The organism is Citrobacter sp. CK180 (assembly GCF_030333655.1).
GTDB classification, from domain to species: Bacteria; Pseudomonadota; Gammaproteobacteria; order Enterobacterales; family Enterobacteriaceae; genus Citrobacter_B; species Citrobacter_B koseri.
Genome location: NZ_JAOWFM010000033.1, coordinates 40,885 through 57,322, shown reverse-complemented (window position 1 = coordinate 57,322; position 16,438 = coordinate 40,885). Strand labels below are relative to the sequence as shown.

Genomic DNA, 16,438 nt, shown 5'->3' with positions numbered 1-16,438 from the left:
TTGCGGTATTTAAGGGTATTTTTCTATGAGTAACGTCATTGCTTCACTTGAAAAGGTACTCCTTCCTTTTGCTGTTAAAATAGGAAAGCAGCCGCACGTTAATGCAATCAAAAACGGCTTTATTCGCTTAATGCCGTTAACCCTTGCGGGGGCCATGTTTGTATTAATCAACAACGTTTTCCTGAGCTTTGGGGAGGGGTCGTTTTTTTATTCTTTAGGCATTCGGCTTGATGCTTCCACCATTGAAACATTGAATGGCTTAAAAGGCATTGGCGGAAACGTCTATAACGGTACGCTCGGTATTATGTCGTTAATGGCGCCGTTCTTTATCGGAATGGCGCTGGCGGAAGAGCGTAAAGTTGATGCGCTGGCGGCGGGGCTGTTATCCGTGGCGGCCTTTATGACCGTTACGCCATATAGCGTAGGCGAAGCTTATGCGGTTGGCGCGAACTGGCTGGGCGGTGCGAATATTATCTCCGGTATTATTATCGGTCTGGTCGTGGCGGAAATGTTTACCTTTATTGTGCGCCGCAACTGGGTCATTAGATTACCGGACAGCGTCCCGGCGTCGGTTTCCCGTTCATTCTCGGCGTTAATTCCTGGCTTTATTATTCTCTCCATTATGGGGATCATTGCGTGGGCGCTGGCGAACTACGGTTCTAACTTCCACCAGATCATTATGGATACCATTTCTACGCCGCTGGCATCGCTGGGCAGCGTGGTTGGCTGGGCCTATGTGCTGTTTGTTCCGCTACTGTGGTTCTTTGGTATCCACGGCTCGTTGGCATTGACCGCGCTGGACAGCGGTATTATGACCCCGTGGGCGCTGGAAAACATCGCCATCTATCAGCAGTTTGGTTCCGTGGATGCGGCGCTGGAAGCCGGGAAGACGTTCCACGTCTGGGCGAAACCGATGCTCGATTCCTATATTTTCCTCGGGGGGAGTGGCGCGACGCTGGGTCTGATTATCGCTATCTTCCTGGCCTCGCGTCGTGCGGATTACCGCCAGGTAGCAAAACTGGCGCTGCCGTCCGGTATCTTCCAGATTAACGAACCGATTCTGTTCGGCCTGCCGATTATTATGAACCCGGTGATGTTTATCCCGTTCATTCTGGTTCAGCCGATTCTGGCCGCCATTACGCTGATTGCGTATTACCTGGGGATTATCCCGCCGATTACCAACATCGCGCCGTGGACGATGCCAACCGGTCTGGGAGCGTTCTTTAACACCAACGGCAGCGTTGCCGCTCTGCTGGTCGCACTGTTCAACCTGGGCGTCGCGACGCTGATTTATCTGCCTTTCGTGGTTGTCGCCAACAAAGCGCAGAATGCAATTGAGCAAGAAGAAAGCGAAGAAGAAATCGCTAACGCACTGAAATTTTAAATTTAATCCGGCATGGTCTTCCCATGCCGGGCTGAACCAGAGGAAAACGTATGTTGGATCTCGAAAACGTAGCGGGTACGCCGTCAGAGGCTGAAGAACTCGAAGAAGTGGTGATGGGGCTTATCATCAACTCCGGTCAGGCGCGCAGCCTGGCTTATGCGGCGCTGAAACAGGCCAAGCAGGGCGATTTTGCTGCGGCAAAAACGATGATGGAGCAGTCGCGGATGGCGCTCAATGAAGCGCATCTCGTGCAGACGAAACTGATTGAAGGCGATCAGGGCGAAGGTAAAATGAAAGTCAGCCTAGTGCTGGTTCATGCTCAGGATCACCTGATGACGTCGATGTTAGCGCGGGAACTGGTTACAGAGTTAATCGAGCTTCATGAGAAGCTGGAACAGTGAGGAATAAATGATGCAGCTACAGGTTAACGCACCGGAGATCGCCACCGCTCGTGAGCAACAGCTTTTTAACGGCAAGAATTTCCATGTGTTTATCTATAACAAAACTGAGAGCATCAGTGGGCTGCATCAGCATGATTATTATGAATTTACCCTGGTGTTAACGGGGCGCTACTATCAGGAAATCAACGGCAAACGTGTGCTGCTGGAGCGTGGTGATTTCGTGTTTATCCCGTTGGGATCGCACCACCAGAGTTTCTATGAGTTCGGCGCCACGCGTATTCTTAACGTTGGTATCAGTAAGCGTTTTTTTGAACAACACTATCATCCTTTATTACCGTTTTGTTTTGTTGCGTCTCAGGTATACCGGGTCAACAGCGCTTTTCTGACTTATATTGAAACGGTTATCGCGTCGCTGAACTTCCGGGGAAACGGGTTAGATGAGTTTGTAGAAGTGGTCACCTTCTACATCATTAACCGGCTGCGCCATCACCGTGAAGAGCAGGTGATTGACGATATTCCGCAATGGCTGAAAGCGACCGTGGAGACAATGCACGACAAAACGCAGTTTGGTGAAAACGCGCTGGAAAATATGGTGCACCTGTCCGCAAAGTCTCAGGAGTATCTGACCCGCGCAACGCAGCGTTATTACAGCAAAACGCCAATGCAGATTATTAATGAGATCCGTATTAATTTTGCGAAAAAACAGCTGGAAATGACCAACTACTCCGTAACGGATATAGCGTATGAGGCGGGTTACAGTAGCCCAAGTCTGTTTATTAAAACGTTTAAAAAGCTGACCTCATTTACACCGAACAGTTATCGTAAAAAATTAACTGAATTTAATCAGTAAACAATATTGACCTGACAACACGATTTTATCGCTTGCCCTGAATAGCGCGGGACGTCCGCGCCATACCTGACGAACGGGCAGAGCGTAATACACGCCAGTGTTTTTACACTGAAGGGAGAAAGTATGAGCCAGAAATTAAAAGTCGTCACAATTGGTGGCGGGAGCAGCTACACCCCTGAATTACTGGAAGGTTTTATTAAGCGTTATCATGAATTGCCGGTTTCTGAATTATGGCTGGTGGATGTTGAAGACGGAAAAGAGAAGCTGGATATTATTTTTGACCTCTGCCAGCGCATGATCGACAAAGCCGGTGTCCCGCTGAAATTATACAAAACGCTGGATCGTCGCGAAGCTTTGCAAGGGGCAGATTTCGTCACTACGCAACTGCGCGTGGGCCAGCTGAAAGCCCGTGAACAGGATGAACGCATTCCGCTAAGTCACGGGTATCTGGGGCAAGAGACCAACGGCGCAGGCGGCCTGTTCAAAGGGTTGCGCACCATCCCGGTTATCTTTGATATCGTGAAAGATGTCGAAGAACTGTGCCCGAACGCGTGGGTCATTAACTTCACTAACCCGGCAGGCATGGTGACAGAAGCGGTTTATCGCCACACCCACTTTAAGAAATTCATCGGCGTATGCAATATCCCCGTGGGGATGAAAATGTTCATCCATGACGTGCTGGCATTGCAAGACAGCGACGATCTGTCGATCGACCTGTTTGGCCTCAACCACATGGTGTTCATTAAAGACGTACTGGTGAATGGCGAATCGCGCTTTGCTGAACTGCTGGATGGCGTGGCGTCCGGGCAGTTAAAAGCGTCAACGGTGAAAAATATTTTTGACCTGCCGTTTAGCGAAGGGCTTATTCGCTCGCTGAATATGCTGCCGTGCTCCTACCTGCTTTACTACTTCAAGCAAAAAGAGATGCTGGCGATTGAAATGGGCGAATACTATAAAGGCGGCGCGCGCGCTCAGGTGGTGCAGAAGGTTGAGAAACAGCTCTTCGATCTTTATAAAAATCCAGAGCTGAACATCAAACCGAAAGAGCTGGAGCAGCGCGGTGGGGCTTACTATTCCGACGCCGCATGTGAAGTGATTAACGCTATCTATAACGATAAGCAGACGGAACACTACGTTAATATCCCGCATCATGGTCATGTGGATAATATCCCTGCTGACTGGGCGGTGGAGATGACCTGCACATTAGGGCGGAATGGGGCGACGCCGCACCCGCGCATCACGCATTTCGATGAAAAAGTGCTGGGCCTCATCTATACCATCAAAGGGTTTGAAGTCGCAGCCAGTAAGGCGGCGCTGAGCGGTGAGTTCAATGATGTGCTGTTAGCGCTTAACCTGAGCCCGCTGGTGCACTCCGATCGCGATGCGGAAACCCTGGCGCGGGAGTTGATTCTGGCCCACGAGAAGTGGCTGCCGAATTTTGCGGAATGCATCGAGAAACTCAAAGGCGCACAACACTAACAGAGGTTGGGTATGGAACGCTTATTGATTGTGAATGCGGATGATTTTGGCCTGAGCAAGGGACAAAACTACGGCATTGTCGAGGCTTGTCGGAATGGCGTTGTGACGTCCACAACGGCGCTGGTCAATGGTGACGCCATCGACCATGCGGCGCAATTGTGCCGTGACGTGCCGAAACTGGCGGTGGGGATGCATTTTGTACTCACCTTAGGGAAGCCGCTGACGGCGATGCCGGGTTTGACGCGTGAAGGGCTGCTGGGAAAATGGATCTGGCAAATGGCCGAGGAAGAGACCTTGCCGCTGGATGAAATTTCGCATGAGCTGGAGTGTCAGTATCAGCGTTTTATCGACCTTTTTGGCCGTGAGCCAACGCATCTGGACAGTCATCACCATGTGCATATGTTCCCGCAAATTTTTCCCATTGTGGCACAGTTTGCGGCAGAACGCGGCGTTGCTCTGCGTATCGATCGCCAGTCGGTGCTTAATGCTGACGATCTGCCGGTAGCGTTACGCAGCTCGCAGGGATTCAGCAGCGAGTTTTACGGCGACGCTATTGCAGAAGCGCTGTTTCTTCAGGTGCTGGATGCCTCTGCTGACAGAGGCGAAAAGTCACTGGAAGTGATGTGTCATCCGGCGTTCATCGACAATATCATCCGTCAGAGCGCCTATTGTTACCCCCGCTTGACTGAGCTTGACGTGCTGACGTCTGCGTCGCTGAAGTATGCGATTGCGGAACGCGGGTATCGTCTCGGCAGTTTTCTTGATGTCTGACTCCTGAGTTTGCGGCGCATTGCTGCGCCGCATTTTTTATGCCGTCAGCCTGACGGCGCTTGTTTTACCCGCCCGTGACCAGACGCGGTGCGATGCCATCAGCGTAAACCGCACATGCAAGGCGGGACGAACGGGGGCAAAATCAGCTAAGATAGTGTTTTTCTGATTTTTAGCATTTGCCTTTAGTGAAGCAACTGATGATGAAACCTCTTCGCCAACAAAATCGCCCGGTTATCAGCTATGTTCCACGCGTGGAGCCCGCGCCGCCAGAACATGCGATAAAAATGGACGCGTTTCGTGACGTATGGATACTGCGCGGAAAGTATGTCGCCTTTATCTTAATGGGGGAGGCATTTCAGCGATCGCCTGCATTTACCGTTCCTGAGTCGGCGCAGCGATGGGCGAATCAGGTTCGCCAGGAAAATGAGATAGCCGAATAATTCGCATAAAAAAACCGCCTGATTAAGGCGGTTTGTTCATCACGCGGGATCAATGATGTGCCAGTTCGGCATCGTCTTCACTGTCCAGAAGGGTTTTGTCCGTCTGCTTCAGCCACTGGCTGGTCAGCGTACCGGCAGTCATTGAGCCGCTCACGTTCAGCGCGGTACGACCCATATCGATCAGCGGTTCAACGGAAATCAGCAGCGCGACCAGCGTGACCGGCAGGCCCATCGCAGGCAGAACGATCAGCGCGGCGAAGGTGGCGCCGCCGCCGACGCCCGCGACACCGGCAGAGCTGACGGTCACAATACCGACCAGGGTGGCAATCCAGACCGGATCAAGCGGGTTAATACCGACAGTTGGCGCAACCATCACCGCCAGCATAGCCGGGTACAGGCCTGCACAACCATTCTGACCAATCGTCGCGCCAAAAGAGGCGGAGAAGCTGGCGATGGATTCCGGTACGCCCAGACGACGCGTTTGCGCTTCCACGTTCAGCGGAATGGACGCGGCGCTGGAGCGGCTGGTAAAGGCGAACGTCAGAACCGGCCATACTTTACGGAAATATTTCAGCGGGCTGACGCCGTTGACGCCCAGCAGGATACCGTGCACCACAAACATGATGATCAGGCCAAGATAAGACGCGACCACGAAGCTACCCAGTTTGATGATGTCCTGTAGGTTAGACCCTGCGACGACTTTGGTCATCAGCGCCAGTACGCCATATGGCGTCAGTTGCATTACCAGGCGCACCAGCTTCATCACCCAGCTTTGCAGGGTATCGATAGCGATTAACACGCGTTCGCCTTTCGGCGCGTCGTCTTTCAGCAGTTTCAGCGCCGCGACGCCGAGGAATGCCGCGAAGATCACCACGCTGATGATGGAGGTCGGGTTTGCGCCGGTCAGGTCAGCAAACGGGTTTTTCGGCACAAACGACAGCACCAGTTGCGGCACGCTGAGGTCGGCGACTTTGCCGACATAGTTGGTTTCGATGGCGTTCAGACGCGCGGTTTCCGCGCCGCCCTGCACCAGACCTTCCGCCGTCAGACCGAACAGGTTGGTGACCAGTACACCCACCAGTGCGGCAATCAGGGTAGTGAAAAGCAGCGTGCCAATGGTCAGAAAGCTGATCTTACCCAACTGAGACGCGTTATGCAGACGCGCAACGGCGCTGAGAATAGACGCGAAGACCAGCGGCATGACGATCATTTGCAGCAGTTGTACATAGCCGTTGCCGACGATGTTGAACCACTGAACGGAGTCTTTTAGTACCTGGCTGTCAGACCCGTAAACGGTGTGCAGGGCGAGACCGAAGATCACGCCCATCACCAGACCGACCAGCACTTTTTTTGCCAGACTCCACTGTTTGTGGCGAGTTTGCGCCAGCACGAACAGCAGTGCAACGAACACCACGATGTTCGCGATTAATGGAAAATTCATCCCCGTTCTCCTGATTTTTTTATACGTATCGCCGTGTGACAGCGATCCTGTTGGCGCAAGGTTAGCAGAACTGTGACCGACCTCTTATATTCAAATGGAATTGTTTATGCCAAAAATGACATTTATGCTGGTTTACTCAGCAATCTGGTGATTTATAAAGCGATCGAACTGCATTTGCAGCATATTAATCATCTGCGACGACCAACGCACTGCACTGTTTTCGGGCATTGTCTGCGGCATCCAGATAGCCCACACGAATAACGCCATGCATAAAAAACGCTCCAGTTGATTGCCTTTTTGCGGAACGAGGATCGGCAGACGAAAGCGCCAGCGGCAGGGCCAGAGCAGGGGAACGCCCGCCGGGGTCAGCATATCGGCCAGAATATGGCTTAAATAACCGAGCACCATTCCTTGCAGGGCATCGGCCGGAATAATCCAGCTCTCCGGCACTTTCAGGTAGAAAAGGGCAAGCATAGCGAACACGGCGAACAGGCTGTGCGTAAACCCGCGATGGCCGAACGCGCGCGCGACAGGTTTTGATATCCATTTCAGACGCTGGCCAAGAAATGATTTTGGATGATCAATATCGGGCAGCAGGCAGGTCAGGATGGCCGAAGGGACAATATGCCACCAGTCGCCCTGAGCGAGAACCGGCGTCAATTCCGCATTTTTGGCAAACACTGCGCAGGCAATGGAAAAAAGAAGGTGGCCTTCCGCCGTCATGATAAAACCCAATAAACTGTCAATTCATACAGTATAGGGTTTTTATACAGTAGGCGGAAGAGGTGACGTTGTAACTCTATGTCACAAATGACATGAATTAGCGCGCCAGCCAGCCGCCATCGACGGCGAGGGTATAGCCGTGAACGTAATCAGACGCCGAAGAAGCGAGAAAGACAACCGGGCCTTGCAGATCGGCAGGTGTGCCCCAGCGTCCGGCCGGAATGCGGTCAACAATCTCTTTGCTGCGTGCGGCGTCATCCCGCAGCTGCTGCGTATTGTTCGTCGCCATATAACCGGGAGCGATGGCGTTCACGTTGATGTGGTGCTCCGCCCATTCGTTCGCCAGCAACCGCGTGATGCCCAATACGCCGCTTTTCGACGCAGTATAAGAAGGAACGCGAATGCCGCCCTGGAATGAAAGCATTGAGGCGATATTAATAATCTTCCCGCCATCACCTTGCTTCAGGAATTGCCGTGCGACGGCCTGAGAGAGAAAGAACACGGATTTGAGATTCAAATTCATCACATCGTCCCAGTCTTTCTCGCTAAACGACAGCGCGTCTTCGCGGCGGATCGTCCCGGCGTTGTTCACCAGAATGTCGATTCGGCCAAACTGTTCGACCGTTTGCGCGACAATAGCCGGGATAGCGCGTTGCTGGCTCAGGTCGGCCTGGATCGCCATAAAACGGCGTCCGAGCGCCTCCACTTTTGCTGCCGTATCGTGGGGGACTTTGCGATTAACGCCGACGATGTCGCAGCCTGCTTCCGCCAGCGCCAGCGTCATACCCTGCCCAAGCCCGGTATCGCATCCGGTCACTATCGCGACTTTACCTGCAAGACTAAACGCATCCAGAATCATGTTCACCTCGGCTATCGGTTTTTATCAGTTTTTTGCCCTGAGAAAAGGATAGAAGAGGCGGTGAAGGAATACAATAAAAAATGAAACAGTGTTTTATAAAGCAGATGTGCGTAGCAAAACGGGCAATGTCGCCACCGCCCGTCGCTATTTAACCGCGCAGATGCGCTGCGGTCAGTTCAGCCAGCGAAGTCAGTTTGACGTTGGCAAGGGCGAAGCGCGGGTCGTGCTGGCCTTCTTCCGCCGGAACAACAATTGAGCGCATTCGCGCCGCTTTCGAGGCGACCATGCCGTTGACGGAGTCTTCCAGCGCAACACAGGTTAACGGGTCAACGCCCAGTTTGGCCGCGCAATCGAGGTATACCTGCGGATGCGGCTTGCTGTAAGGCAGTTTTTCCGCAGAGGCCAGGGCATCGAAACTTTCACGCAGATCAAACATGGTCAGCACCTTTTCCAGCATATGCAGGGGGGAAGCGGAGGCCAGACCGACCATTAACCCCTGAGATTTGCACAGCGCAACCGCTTCGCGCACGCCGGGGAGCAGCGGGCGAGTTTCTTCAACCAGTGAGATGGCGCGGGTAATGATTCGGTCGGTAACCGCCTGACGGTCTGGCCCATTCCACGGTTGTTGGGCGTACCAGAGGTCAACAACCATATCGATGCGTAAACCCAGCGTATCCGGGAGTTCATGGCGGCGGGTAATATCTACGCCTAAACTTGCCATGACCTCCAGTTCAGCTTGATCCCAAAGCGGTTCGGAATCGATCAGTAGTCCATCCATATCGAAAATTGCAGCAAGAATCTGACGCGGGGTTGACATTACAACCTCTCCTTTTGAGGTAAACACAATGGATTAAGCGCTTATTATGGCTAATGACGTATCATAGCGCCTTTAAAGAACAGGCGAAATTGGTTATCAGCAGGTAGACTTAGGCCAAAACGACGCGTCTTTATCAAGGGGAACTCATGACGTATCAACAAGCTGGACGCATTGCTGTCTTAAAAAGGATTCTGGGATGGGTGATTTTTATCCCCGCGCTTATTTCCACACTGGTTTCATTGCTGAAGTTTATGTATGAGCACAGCGAAAAGCAGGAAGGGATTAACGCGGTGATGCTTGATTTTACTCACGTTATGATTGATATGATGCGGGCGAATACCGCGTTCCTGAACCTGTTCTGGTATAACTCGCCGACGCCGGATTTTCAACACAGTCTGAACATTGTTTTCTGGGTGATTTTTGTGTTGATTTTCGTTGGCCTGGCATTGCAGGACTCAGGCGCCAGGATGAGCCGCCAGGCGCGTTTTCTTCGCGAAGGGGTTGAAGATCAGCTTATTCTGGAAAAAGCGAAAGGCAGCGAGGGATTGTCACGCGAGCAAATTGAGTCGCGCATCGTGGTTCCGCATCACACGATCTTCTTACAGTTTTTCCCGCTTTATATCCTGCCGGTGATTATCATCGTGTTGGGCTACGTTTTCTTTTCGCTTCTTGGATTTGTGTAGCAATGAAGAATGCCCGATAGCGCTTCGCTTATCGGGCCTGTGGTTCAGTGCATTTGTAAGCTGTCATCCGGCACAATGGCTATGCCGCCAGCAACCTTTCCATCGCTTTTTGCGCCACCACCAGGTGTTGCCCGCCAAACAGTCTCGCCCGATTGAGCAGGGTATAGAGCTGATAAATCGGCTGGCGATCCAGAAAATCCAGCGGTAGTGGAGAAACAGACTGGTAGCCATCATAGATCTGCGGAGGTTGGTCGGTATGCAGCGGCAGCATGGCCAGATCGCACTCCCTGTCGCCCCAGTAACAGGCGGGATCGAAAATGTAGGGGCCATCAGGCCCAAGCGCGCAGTTTCCTGACCATAAATCGCCGTGCAGCAGCGAAGGCTGCGGCTGATGCGAGGCCAGACGCTGCTGAACATGCTCAACGATCGCATCGATATTGCCAAATGCGATGCCTTTTTCTGCCGCCAGTTCGAGCTGCCAGCCAATGCGTTGTTCGGCAAAAAATGTTGACCAGCGTCGTTGCCAGGCATTGGGTTGAGGCGTGGTGGAAAGGGCGTTATCAAAATCAAGGCCAAACTGGGGCTGGTCGCTCCATTCATGTAAATGGGCAAGTTGCTGACCGAGGATAAAGGCGTTGTGGGCATCCAGAGGACGGGGAGGGAGATAATCCATCACCAGAAAACTGTAGTCTCTGTCTGAGCCCTGCGCCCAGACTTTCGGGACGGTGACGGTTTTACTGCGGGAAAGCAGCTCCAGTTGGTCAGCTTCCGCCGTAAAGCCGGGAAGGAGCTCTCTTTCATCACATTTGACGAAAAAATCGCGTCCCGCATAGCGTAAATGCCATGCGGCATGGATCTCTCCGCCGGGCAGTTCATTACGCAGTTCGATTTCGCCTTCACCTAATTGCTCGCTTAAAAGACGACTGATAGCCTGCCACATGATGTCTCTCCCCATGTTGTCTGCCAGATCATAAGGTTAGCGCATAAATGCGGTGAAAAAACACGAGCTAACGCACACCGTAGACGCGTTTTTGCACAATGGCACTGATATTATCGGTCTTTAGTCCACTCCTCCCATGTCATGACCGATATTTCTGGTTTCTTATCTAAAGCGCTTTCCGCCAGCCCGGCGGTAAGCGCGGCGATCTCATCTTCGCTCAAGGCGCTGATAAAACCAAATGTATTGGTACCCAGTTCATGTACATGCCCTTGCTCGTCGGTCATGGTGAGCAGAAAACCGCACCGCGTCAGATGGTTGTTCAACTCGTTAATTTCTGTCAGCGAGTCTTCATGAAATTTCACGGTTATGACATAGCGGATGACATCACCACTGGCCATAAATCACCTCTTTGTAATCACATGATTTTTTAGCATAGTCGGTTAATTCGTATGCTGATAGCTTTGCCGCTGAAACCCCCTCGTAATAAAGGAGGGGGATGGCCGATCACTGAGAAAGCCAGGCGTAGATTTTCTGCGTATCGTCCCGGGAACACAGACGTGTTCCTTGATTCAACGTCGCCGCGCTGCCTGCCGAGACGCCGAAACGCACCATCTCTTCCAGCGAGGCGTTTTCCGCCAGTTTTAGCGTCATTGCGCCAACCATGCTGTCGCCCGCGCCGACGGTACTTTGACTTCTGACGGGAGGGGGAACAACCTGGACGCAGCTTTCGCTATCCACCGCCAGCGCCCCCTGCGGCCCCAGAGAAACAACGACGCGGCGCGCTTTGCCGCTCTTCACGATTTCCTGCGCCGCTTGGCGCACATCGTCAGGCTGCGTGAGTTCGCGATTGACCAGCGCGCTCAGCTCTTTTTGGTTCGGTTTGACCAGTTCAATATTGCCGAGAGATAACGCCGCGTTGAGCGCATCGCCCGAACTATCAATAATGCAGCGGATGCCCTGTTTCTGCGCGGCGGCAATAAGCTGCGTCAGTTTTTCCAGCTTGACGCCGGGCGGCAGACTCCCGCTGATAACCAAAATGGCGCCGGATTCGATCTCCAGAACCTGTTCTTCAATCTGGCGAAATTCGTCATCGTCGAGTGCGGCGCCGGGCATGACAAAGCGATATTGCTCCCCGCTGGACTCCACATGAACATGCAGGTTTTGTCGCGTCCAGTCTTTGGCGTCGATGGTGACGACGGGGACGTTTTCATCGGCCAGAAGTGCGACCAGATGTTCGCCGGTCGCGCCGCCTGCGGGGAAAATCGCGGTTGCGGTTCCGCCAAGATGGGCAATCGCGCGGGCAACGTTGATTCCGCCGCCGCCGGGTTCAAAAACGGGTGATGAACAGCGAAGTTTCCCTTCGGGATAGAGTTGTGGGGTGATTGTTGCGCTATCGAGAGAGGGCGCAAGTGTTAACGTATAGATACGTATCATCTTTACCTCCTGTTAGGCTGACTTCAGTCTGGCACTGAATGCCAGGAAAGGGAAGTAATTAACAATATGATTTACTGGATATTTATTTAAAATTACCGGGAGAAAGATATATAAATAAATATCTGCTTTGGGAACTCTCTTATTCAAAAAATGAAATAAGAATTCATTGCTATGTTATTCGAGCCTTTTTATAATTTGTTACCTTTCCTGGATCGTTTGTCATTGATCCTTATGAAAGTTTCCGGGACCGTAACGGTCTCTTTTTTTGTTGTACGGACTCTTTATAAATGAAGCTTTTGAAGACAGTACCCGCTGCATTAATGTTGGCAGGGGGCGTATTTGCGTCAATGCATGCCGCTGCTGATGATTCCGTTTTTACTGTCATGGATGATCCCGCCACTGCAAAGAAACCCTTCGAAGGTAACCTGAATGCGGGCTACCTTGCTCAGTCAGGCAACACGAAAAGTTCTTCTTTAACGGCTGACACCACGATGACCTGGTACGGTGCAACTACCGCCTGGTCGCTGTGGGGGAATGCCAGCAATACATCCTCCAACGATGAGCGCTCTTCGGAGAAATACGCGGTAGGTGGCCGTAGCCGTTTCAATATGACCGACTACGATTACCTGTTTGGCCAGGCAAGCTGGCTGACAGACCGTTACAACGGTTATCGTGAGCGTGACACACTGACCGCCGGTTATGGCCGTCAGTTCCTCAACGGGCCGGTGCACAGCTTCCGTTTTGAATTCGGTCCTGGCGTACGCTATGACGAACATACCGATGGCAAAACCGAGACCCAACCGCTGGGCTACGCTTCCGGTAGCTACGCCTGGCAGATGACGGATAACACCAAATTTACGCAGGGCGTGTCCGTTTTCGGCGCTGAAGATACCACCCTCAACTCAGAGACGGCGCTGAATGTCGCGATCAACGAGCATTTTGGTTTAAAGGTGGCTTATAACCTGACCTGGAACTCCGAACCGCCCGCAACGGCACCGGAACATACCGATCGCCGCACGACGGTATCGTTAGGGTATAAGATGTAATCGCCTGCCGGGTTGTTTTAAACACGACCCGGCTTTTTAAATTAGCGTTTTTATCGCGATTGCGCGCTAAGTGAAATTATATTTATATTTTCCGTGGCGAATGCCATTCATAAAAATGCGTTGAACGTGCATATTATTGATGTTTTCTATTCATTCGCAGGAATTAACTTTCGGCGAACGCTTCGGATATTAGCCCCAAATCATCGCCGCCCAGCGGAGCAGCAACATTGCGCCGCAAATGAGGAGCAATACGACAACCATCTTCCAGTGTTTTTTGGCAAAGCGGTTTGTTGGCATCTTCTCTCTTCCTGTCAAAATCGGACTGATGCTCTCAGTGTAACAAAAGCGATGGCGCGTCAGGGAATTGATTTACATCATACAGTTCGGCGTGATTGCGGCTTTGATCGGCGGTCAATGCCGTGTACACTGTCAAACGGTGTTATCAAAAAACGGGTGTAGGTCCAGTCTCGCCATTCAGGCGGGCCGTGACATATTTCGCAGAGTGAAGCGGGAATCAGCCCATAACTTTTTGATAATTTTAAATATTGAAACTTTGTATGTGATCTTGCGTATGGGTCACCACTGCAAATAAGGATATAACATGCCTGTTATTACTCTTCCTGATGGCAGCCAACGCCATTACGACCACGCTGTAAGCCCCATGGATGTTGCGCTGGACATTGGTCCAGGACTGGCGAAAGCCTGTATCGCAGGTCGCGTTAATGGCGAACTGGTTGACGCGTCCGATCTCATTGAAAACGACGCTCAGCTGGCAATCATCACCGCGAAAGATGAAGAAGGTCTGGAGATCATTCGTCACTCCTGCGCGCACCTGTTAGGGCACGCGATTAAACAACTTTGGCCGAACACCAAAATGGCTATCGGTCCGGTTGTCGATAACGGTTTTTACTATGATATTGATCTCGACCGTACGTTAACCCAGGAAGATGTCGACGCGCTCGAAAAACGGATGCACGAGCTTGCTGAGAAAAACTACGACGTCATTAAGAAGAAAGTGAGCTGGCACGAAGCGCGTGAAACCTTCGTGAAGCGTGGAGAAACCTATAAGGTTTCTATTCTTGATGAGAATATTGCGCATGATGACAAGCCGGGCTTGTATCATCATGAAGAATATGTCGATATGTGCCGTGGCCCGCACGTGCCGAACATGCGTTTCTGCCATCACTTCAAACTGATGAAAACCGCAGGGGCATACTGGCGTGGCGACAGCAACAACAAGATGCTGCAACGTATTTATGGTACGGCGTGGGCGGATAAAAAATCCCTGAACGCCTATCTGCAACGCCTTGAAGAAGCCGCCAAGCGCGACCACCGTAAAATCGGTAAGCAGCTTGACCTGTATCATATGCAGGAAGAAGCGCCGGGTATGGTGTTCTGGCATAACGACGGCTGGACTATCTTCCGTGAACTGGAAGTCTTTGTGCGTTCTAAGCTCAAAGAATATCAGTATCAGGAAGTTAAAGGCCCGTTCATGATGGACCGTGTGCTGTGGGAAAAAACCGGGCACTGGGAAAACTACAAAGATGCGATGTTCACTACCTCTTCAGAGAACCGTGAATACTGCATCAAGCCGATGAACTGCCCGGGCCACGTGCAGATCTTCAACCAGGGTCTGAAGTCCTACCGCGATCTGCCGCTGCGTATGGCGGAATTCGGTAGCTGCCACCGTAACGAACCGTCAGGCGCCTTGCATGGCCTGATGCGCGTACGTGGCTTCACCCAGGATGATGCGCATATCTTCTGTACTGAAGAACAGATTCGCGATGAAGTGAACGCCTGTATTCGTATGGTCTACGATATGTACAGCACTTTTGGCTTCGAGAAAATCGTCGTCAAACTTTCCACTCGCCCCGAAAAACGTATCGGTAGCGATGAAATGTGGGATCGTGCTGAGGCGGATCTGGCCGTTGCGCTGGAAGAAAACAACATCCCGTTTGAGTATCAACTGGGTGAGGGCGCATTCTACGGTCCGAAAATTGAATTTACCCTGTATGACTGCCTCGATCGTGCATGGCAGTGCGGTACGGTACAGCTGGACTTCTCTCTGCCGTCTCGTCTGAACGCCTCTTATGTTGGCGAAAACAACGAGCGTCAGGTGCCGGTGATGATTCACCGCGCGATTCTTGGGTCAATGGAACGTTTCATCGGTATCCTGACTGAAGAGTTCGCGGGCTTCTTCCCGACCTGGCTTGCGCCGGTTCAGGTAGTGGTGATGAACATTACCGATACTCAGTCTGAATACGTTAACGAATTGACGCAGAAACTACAAAATGCGGGCATTCGTGTAAAAGCAGACTTGAGAAATGAGAAGATAGGCTTTAAAATCCGCGAGCACACTTTACGTCGTGTCCCTTACATGTTGGTCTGTGGCGACAAAGAGGTAGAAGCAGGCAAAGTAGCCGTGCGTACCCGTCGTGGCAAAGACTTGGGCAGCCTGGACGTAAATGAAGTTATCGAGAAGCTGCAACAAGAGATTCGCAGCCGCAGTCTTCAACAACTGGAGGAATAAAGTATTAAAGGCGGAAAACGAGTTCAAACGGCGCGTCCTAACCGTATCAATGGCGAAATTCGCGCCCAGGAAGTTCGCTTAACAGGTCTGGAAGGCGAGCAGCTTGGTATTGTGAGTCTGAGAGAAGCTCTGGAAAAAGCTGAAGAAGCTGGAGTAGACTTAGTCGAAATCAGCCCTAACGCCGAGCCGCCGGTTTGTCGTATAATGGATTACGGCAAATTCCTCTATGAAAAGAGTAAGTCTTCTAAGGAACAGAAGAAAAAGCAAAAAGTTATCCAGGTTAAGGAAATTAAATTCCGTCCTGGTACAGATGAAGGCGACTATCAGGTAAAACTCCGCAGCCTGATTCGCTTTCTCGAAGAGGGCGATAAGGCCAAGATCACGCTGCGTTTCCGCGGTCGTGAGATGGCCCACCAACAGATCGGTATGGAAGTGCTTAATCGCGTGAAAGAAGATCTGGCTGAACTGGCAGTTGTCGAATCCTTCCCTACGAAGATCGAAGGCCGTCAGATGATTATGGTGCTCGCTCCTAAGAAGAAACAGTAAGGCCTTCAAGTAGCAATTCCTGTGGAGCCTTCGGGCTTCACAGATTTTGTTCGCCTGGGTTTCGTTTATTAACAATGCGAAGTGGAAGTTATTA

18 protein-coding genes are annotated in these 16,438 nt (G+C 51.7%); 10 read left to right on the top strand and 8 right to left on the bottom strand.

Going from position 1 to position 16,438, the window contains the following annotated elements:
- Nucleotides 1-25 precede the first annotated feature (25 nt).
- The 6 genes from chbC (at nucleotide 26) to cedA (ending at nucleotide 5,325) form a co-directional block, all read left to right on the top strand.
- Nucleotides 26-1,384 (top strand): PTS N,N'-diacetylchitobiose transporter subunit IIC, encoded by a 1,359-nt coding sequence (gene chbC, locus OGV50_RS04370; RefSeq protein WP_012132628.1) that lies wholly within the window; start codon nucleotides 26-28, stop codon nucleotides 1,382-1,384.
- Between the two features lie 50 nt (nucleotides 1,385-1,434).
- A complete protein-coding gene (gene chbA, locus OGV50_RS04365; RefSeq protein ID WP_012132627.1) occupies nucleotides 1,435-1,785 on the top strand; it encodes a PTS N,N'-diacetylchitobiose transporter subunit IIA in 351 nt (116 codons plus the stop codon).
- Between the two features lie 7 nt (nucleotides 1,786-1,792).
- Nucleotides 1,793-2,635, top strand: coding sequence for a transcriptional regulator ChbR (gene chbR / locus OGV50_RS04360; RefSeq protein ID WP_012132626.1), 843 nt, complete (start codon nucleotides 1,793-1,795; stop codon nucleotides 2,633-2,635).
- 123 nt (nucleotides 2,636-2,758) lie between these two features.
- Entirely contained in the window at nucleotides 2,759-4,114 is a 1,356-nt protein-coding gene (locus tag OGV50_RS04355; RefSeq protein ID WP_012132625.1) for a 6-phospho-beta-glucosidase, read from the top strand.
- 12 nt (nucleotides 4,115-4,126) lie between these two features.
- Nucleotides 4,127-4,885 (top strand): chitin disaccharide deacetylase, encoded by a 759-nt coding sequence (gene chbG, locus OGV50_RS04350; protein ID WP_200092556.1) that lies wholly within the window; start codon nucleotides 4,127-4,129, stop codon nucleotides 4,883-4,885.
- Between the two features lie 176 nt (nucleotides 4,886-5,061).
- A complete protein-coding gene (gene cedA, locus OGV50_RS04345; protein WP_196050445.1) occupies nucleotides 5,062-5,325 on the top strand; it encodes a cell division activator CedA in 264 nt (87 codons plus the stop codon).
- Nucleotides 5,326-5,374: 49 nt separating this feature from the next.
- Here cedA and tcyP read toward each other — a convergent pair whose 3' ends face one another.
- The 4 genes from tcyP to hxpB form a co-directional block, all read right to left on the bottom strand.
- Nucleotides 5,375-6,766 carry a cystine/sulfocysteine:cation symporter gene (gene tcyP, locus OGV50_RS04340; RefSeq protein WP_012132621.1) on the bottom strand — a complete coding sequence of 464 codons (1,392 nt, stop codon included), beginning with the start codon at nucleotides 6,764-6,766 and terminating at the stop codon, nucleotides 5,375-5,377.
- A 132-nt stretch (nucleotides 6,767-6,898) separates the two neighbouring features.
- On the bottom strand, nucleotides 6,899-7,501 hold the full coding sequence (locus OGV50_RS04335; protein ID WP_077956894.1) for a metal-dependent hydrolase: 603 nt from the start codon (nucleotides 7,499-7,501) through the stop codon (nucleotides 6,899-6,901).
- Nucleotides 7,502-7,586: 85 nt separating this feature from the next.
- On the bottom strand, nucleotides 7,587-8,348 hold the full coding sequence (gene kduD / locus OGV50_RS04330) for a 2-dehydro-3-deoxy-D-gluconate 5-dehydrogenase KduD (RefSeq protein WP_012132619.1): 762 nt from the start codon (nucleotides 8,346-8,348) through the stop codon (nucleotides 7,587-7,589).
- A gap of 148 nt (nucleotides 8,349-8,496) precedes the next feature.
- Nucleotides 8,497-9,165 carry a hexitol phosphatase HxpB gene (gene hxpB, locus OGV50_RS04325; protein ID WP_012132618.1) on the bottom strand — a complete coding sequence of 223 codons (669 nt, stop codon included), beginning with the start codon at nucleotides 9,163-9,165 and terminating at the stop codon, nucleotides 8,497-8,499.
- A gap of 146 nt (nucleotides 9,166-9,311) precedes the next feature.
- On the opposite strand from hxpB, the gene OGV50_RS04320 reads away from it, so the two are divergent.
- The gene (locus OGV50_RS04320; RefSeq protein WP_012132617.1) at nucleotides 9,312-9,848 is read left to right on the top strand and encodes a YniB family protein; all 537 of its coding nucleotides are present in this window, start codon (nucleotides 9,312-9,314) and stop codon (nucleotides 9,846-9,848) included.
- Nucleotides 9,849-9,927: 79 nt separating this feature from the next.
- Here OGV50_RS04320 and OGV50_RS04315 read toward each other — a convergent pair whose 3' ends face one another.
- The 3 genes from OGV50_RS04315 to pfkB all read right to left on the bottom strand — a co-directional run bounded on the left by OGV50_RS04315 (nucleotide 9,928) and on the right by pfkB (nucleotide 12,222).
- Nucleotides 9,928-10,788: a fructosamine kinase family protein gene (locus OGV50_RS04315; RefSeq protein WP_024130386.1), complete on the bottom strand. Its 861-nt coding sequence runs from the start codon at nucleotides 10,786-10,788 to the stop codon at nucleotides 9,928-9,930.
- A gap of 110 nt (nucleotides 10,789-10,898) precedes the next feature.
- Complete coding sequence (locus tag OGV50_RS04310; protein WP_012132615.1) at nucleotides 10,899-11,186, bottom strand: type V toxin-antitoxin system endoribonuclease antitoxin GhoS; 288 nt, start codon at nucleotides 11,184-11,186, stop codon at nucleotides 10,899-10,901.
- A gap of 106 nt (nucleotides 11,187-11,292) precedes the next feature.
- Nucleotides 11,293-12,222, bottom strand: coding sequence for a 6-phosphofructokinase II (pfkB, locus tag OGV50_RS04305; protein ID WP_012132614.1), 930 nt, complete (start codon nucleotides 12,220-12,222; stop codon nucleotides 11,293-11,295).
- A gap of 287 nt (nucleotides 12,223-12,509) precedes the next feature.
- Here pfkB and OGV50_RS04300 point away from each other — a divergent pair, with 287 nt between their 5' ends.
- Nucleotides 12,510-13,268 (top strand): DUF481 domain-containing protein, encoded by a 759-nt coding sequence (locus OGV50_RS04300; protein WP_012132613.1) that lies wholly within the window; start codon nucleotides 12,510-12,512, stop codon nucleotides 13,266-13,268.
- A gap of 189 nt (nucleotides 13,269-13,457) precedes the next feature.
- Here OGV50_RS04300 and yniD read toward each other — a convergent pair whose 3' ends face one another.
- Entirely contained in the window at nucleotides 13,458-13,565 is a 108-nt protein-coding gene (gene yniD, locus OGV50_RS04295; RefSeq protein WP_096753848.1) for a small membrane protein YniD, read from the bottom strand.
- A gap of 304 nt (nucleotides 13,566-13,869) precedes the next feature.
- On the opposite strand from yniD, the gene thrS reads away from it, so the two are divergent.
- Entirely contained in the window at nucleotides 13,870-15,798 is a 1,929-nt protein-coding gene (gene thrS, locus OGV50_RS04290; RefSeq protein ID WP_024130385.1) for a threonine--tRNA ligase, read from the top strand.
- Nucleotides 15,799-15,801: 3 nt separating this feature from the next.
- Complete coding sequence (gene infC, locus OGV50_RS04285; protein WP_047457361.1) at nucleotides 15,802-16,344, top strand: translation initiation factor IF-3; 543 nt, start codon at nucleotides 15,802-15,804, stop codon at nucleotides 16,342-16,344.
- Nucleotides 16,345-16,438 lie beyond the last annotated feature (94 nt).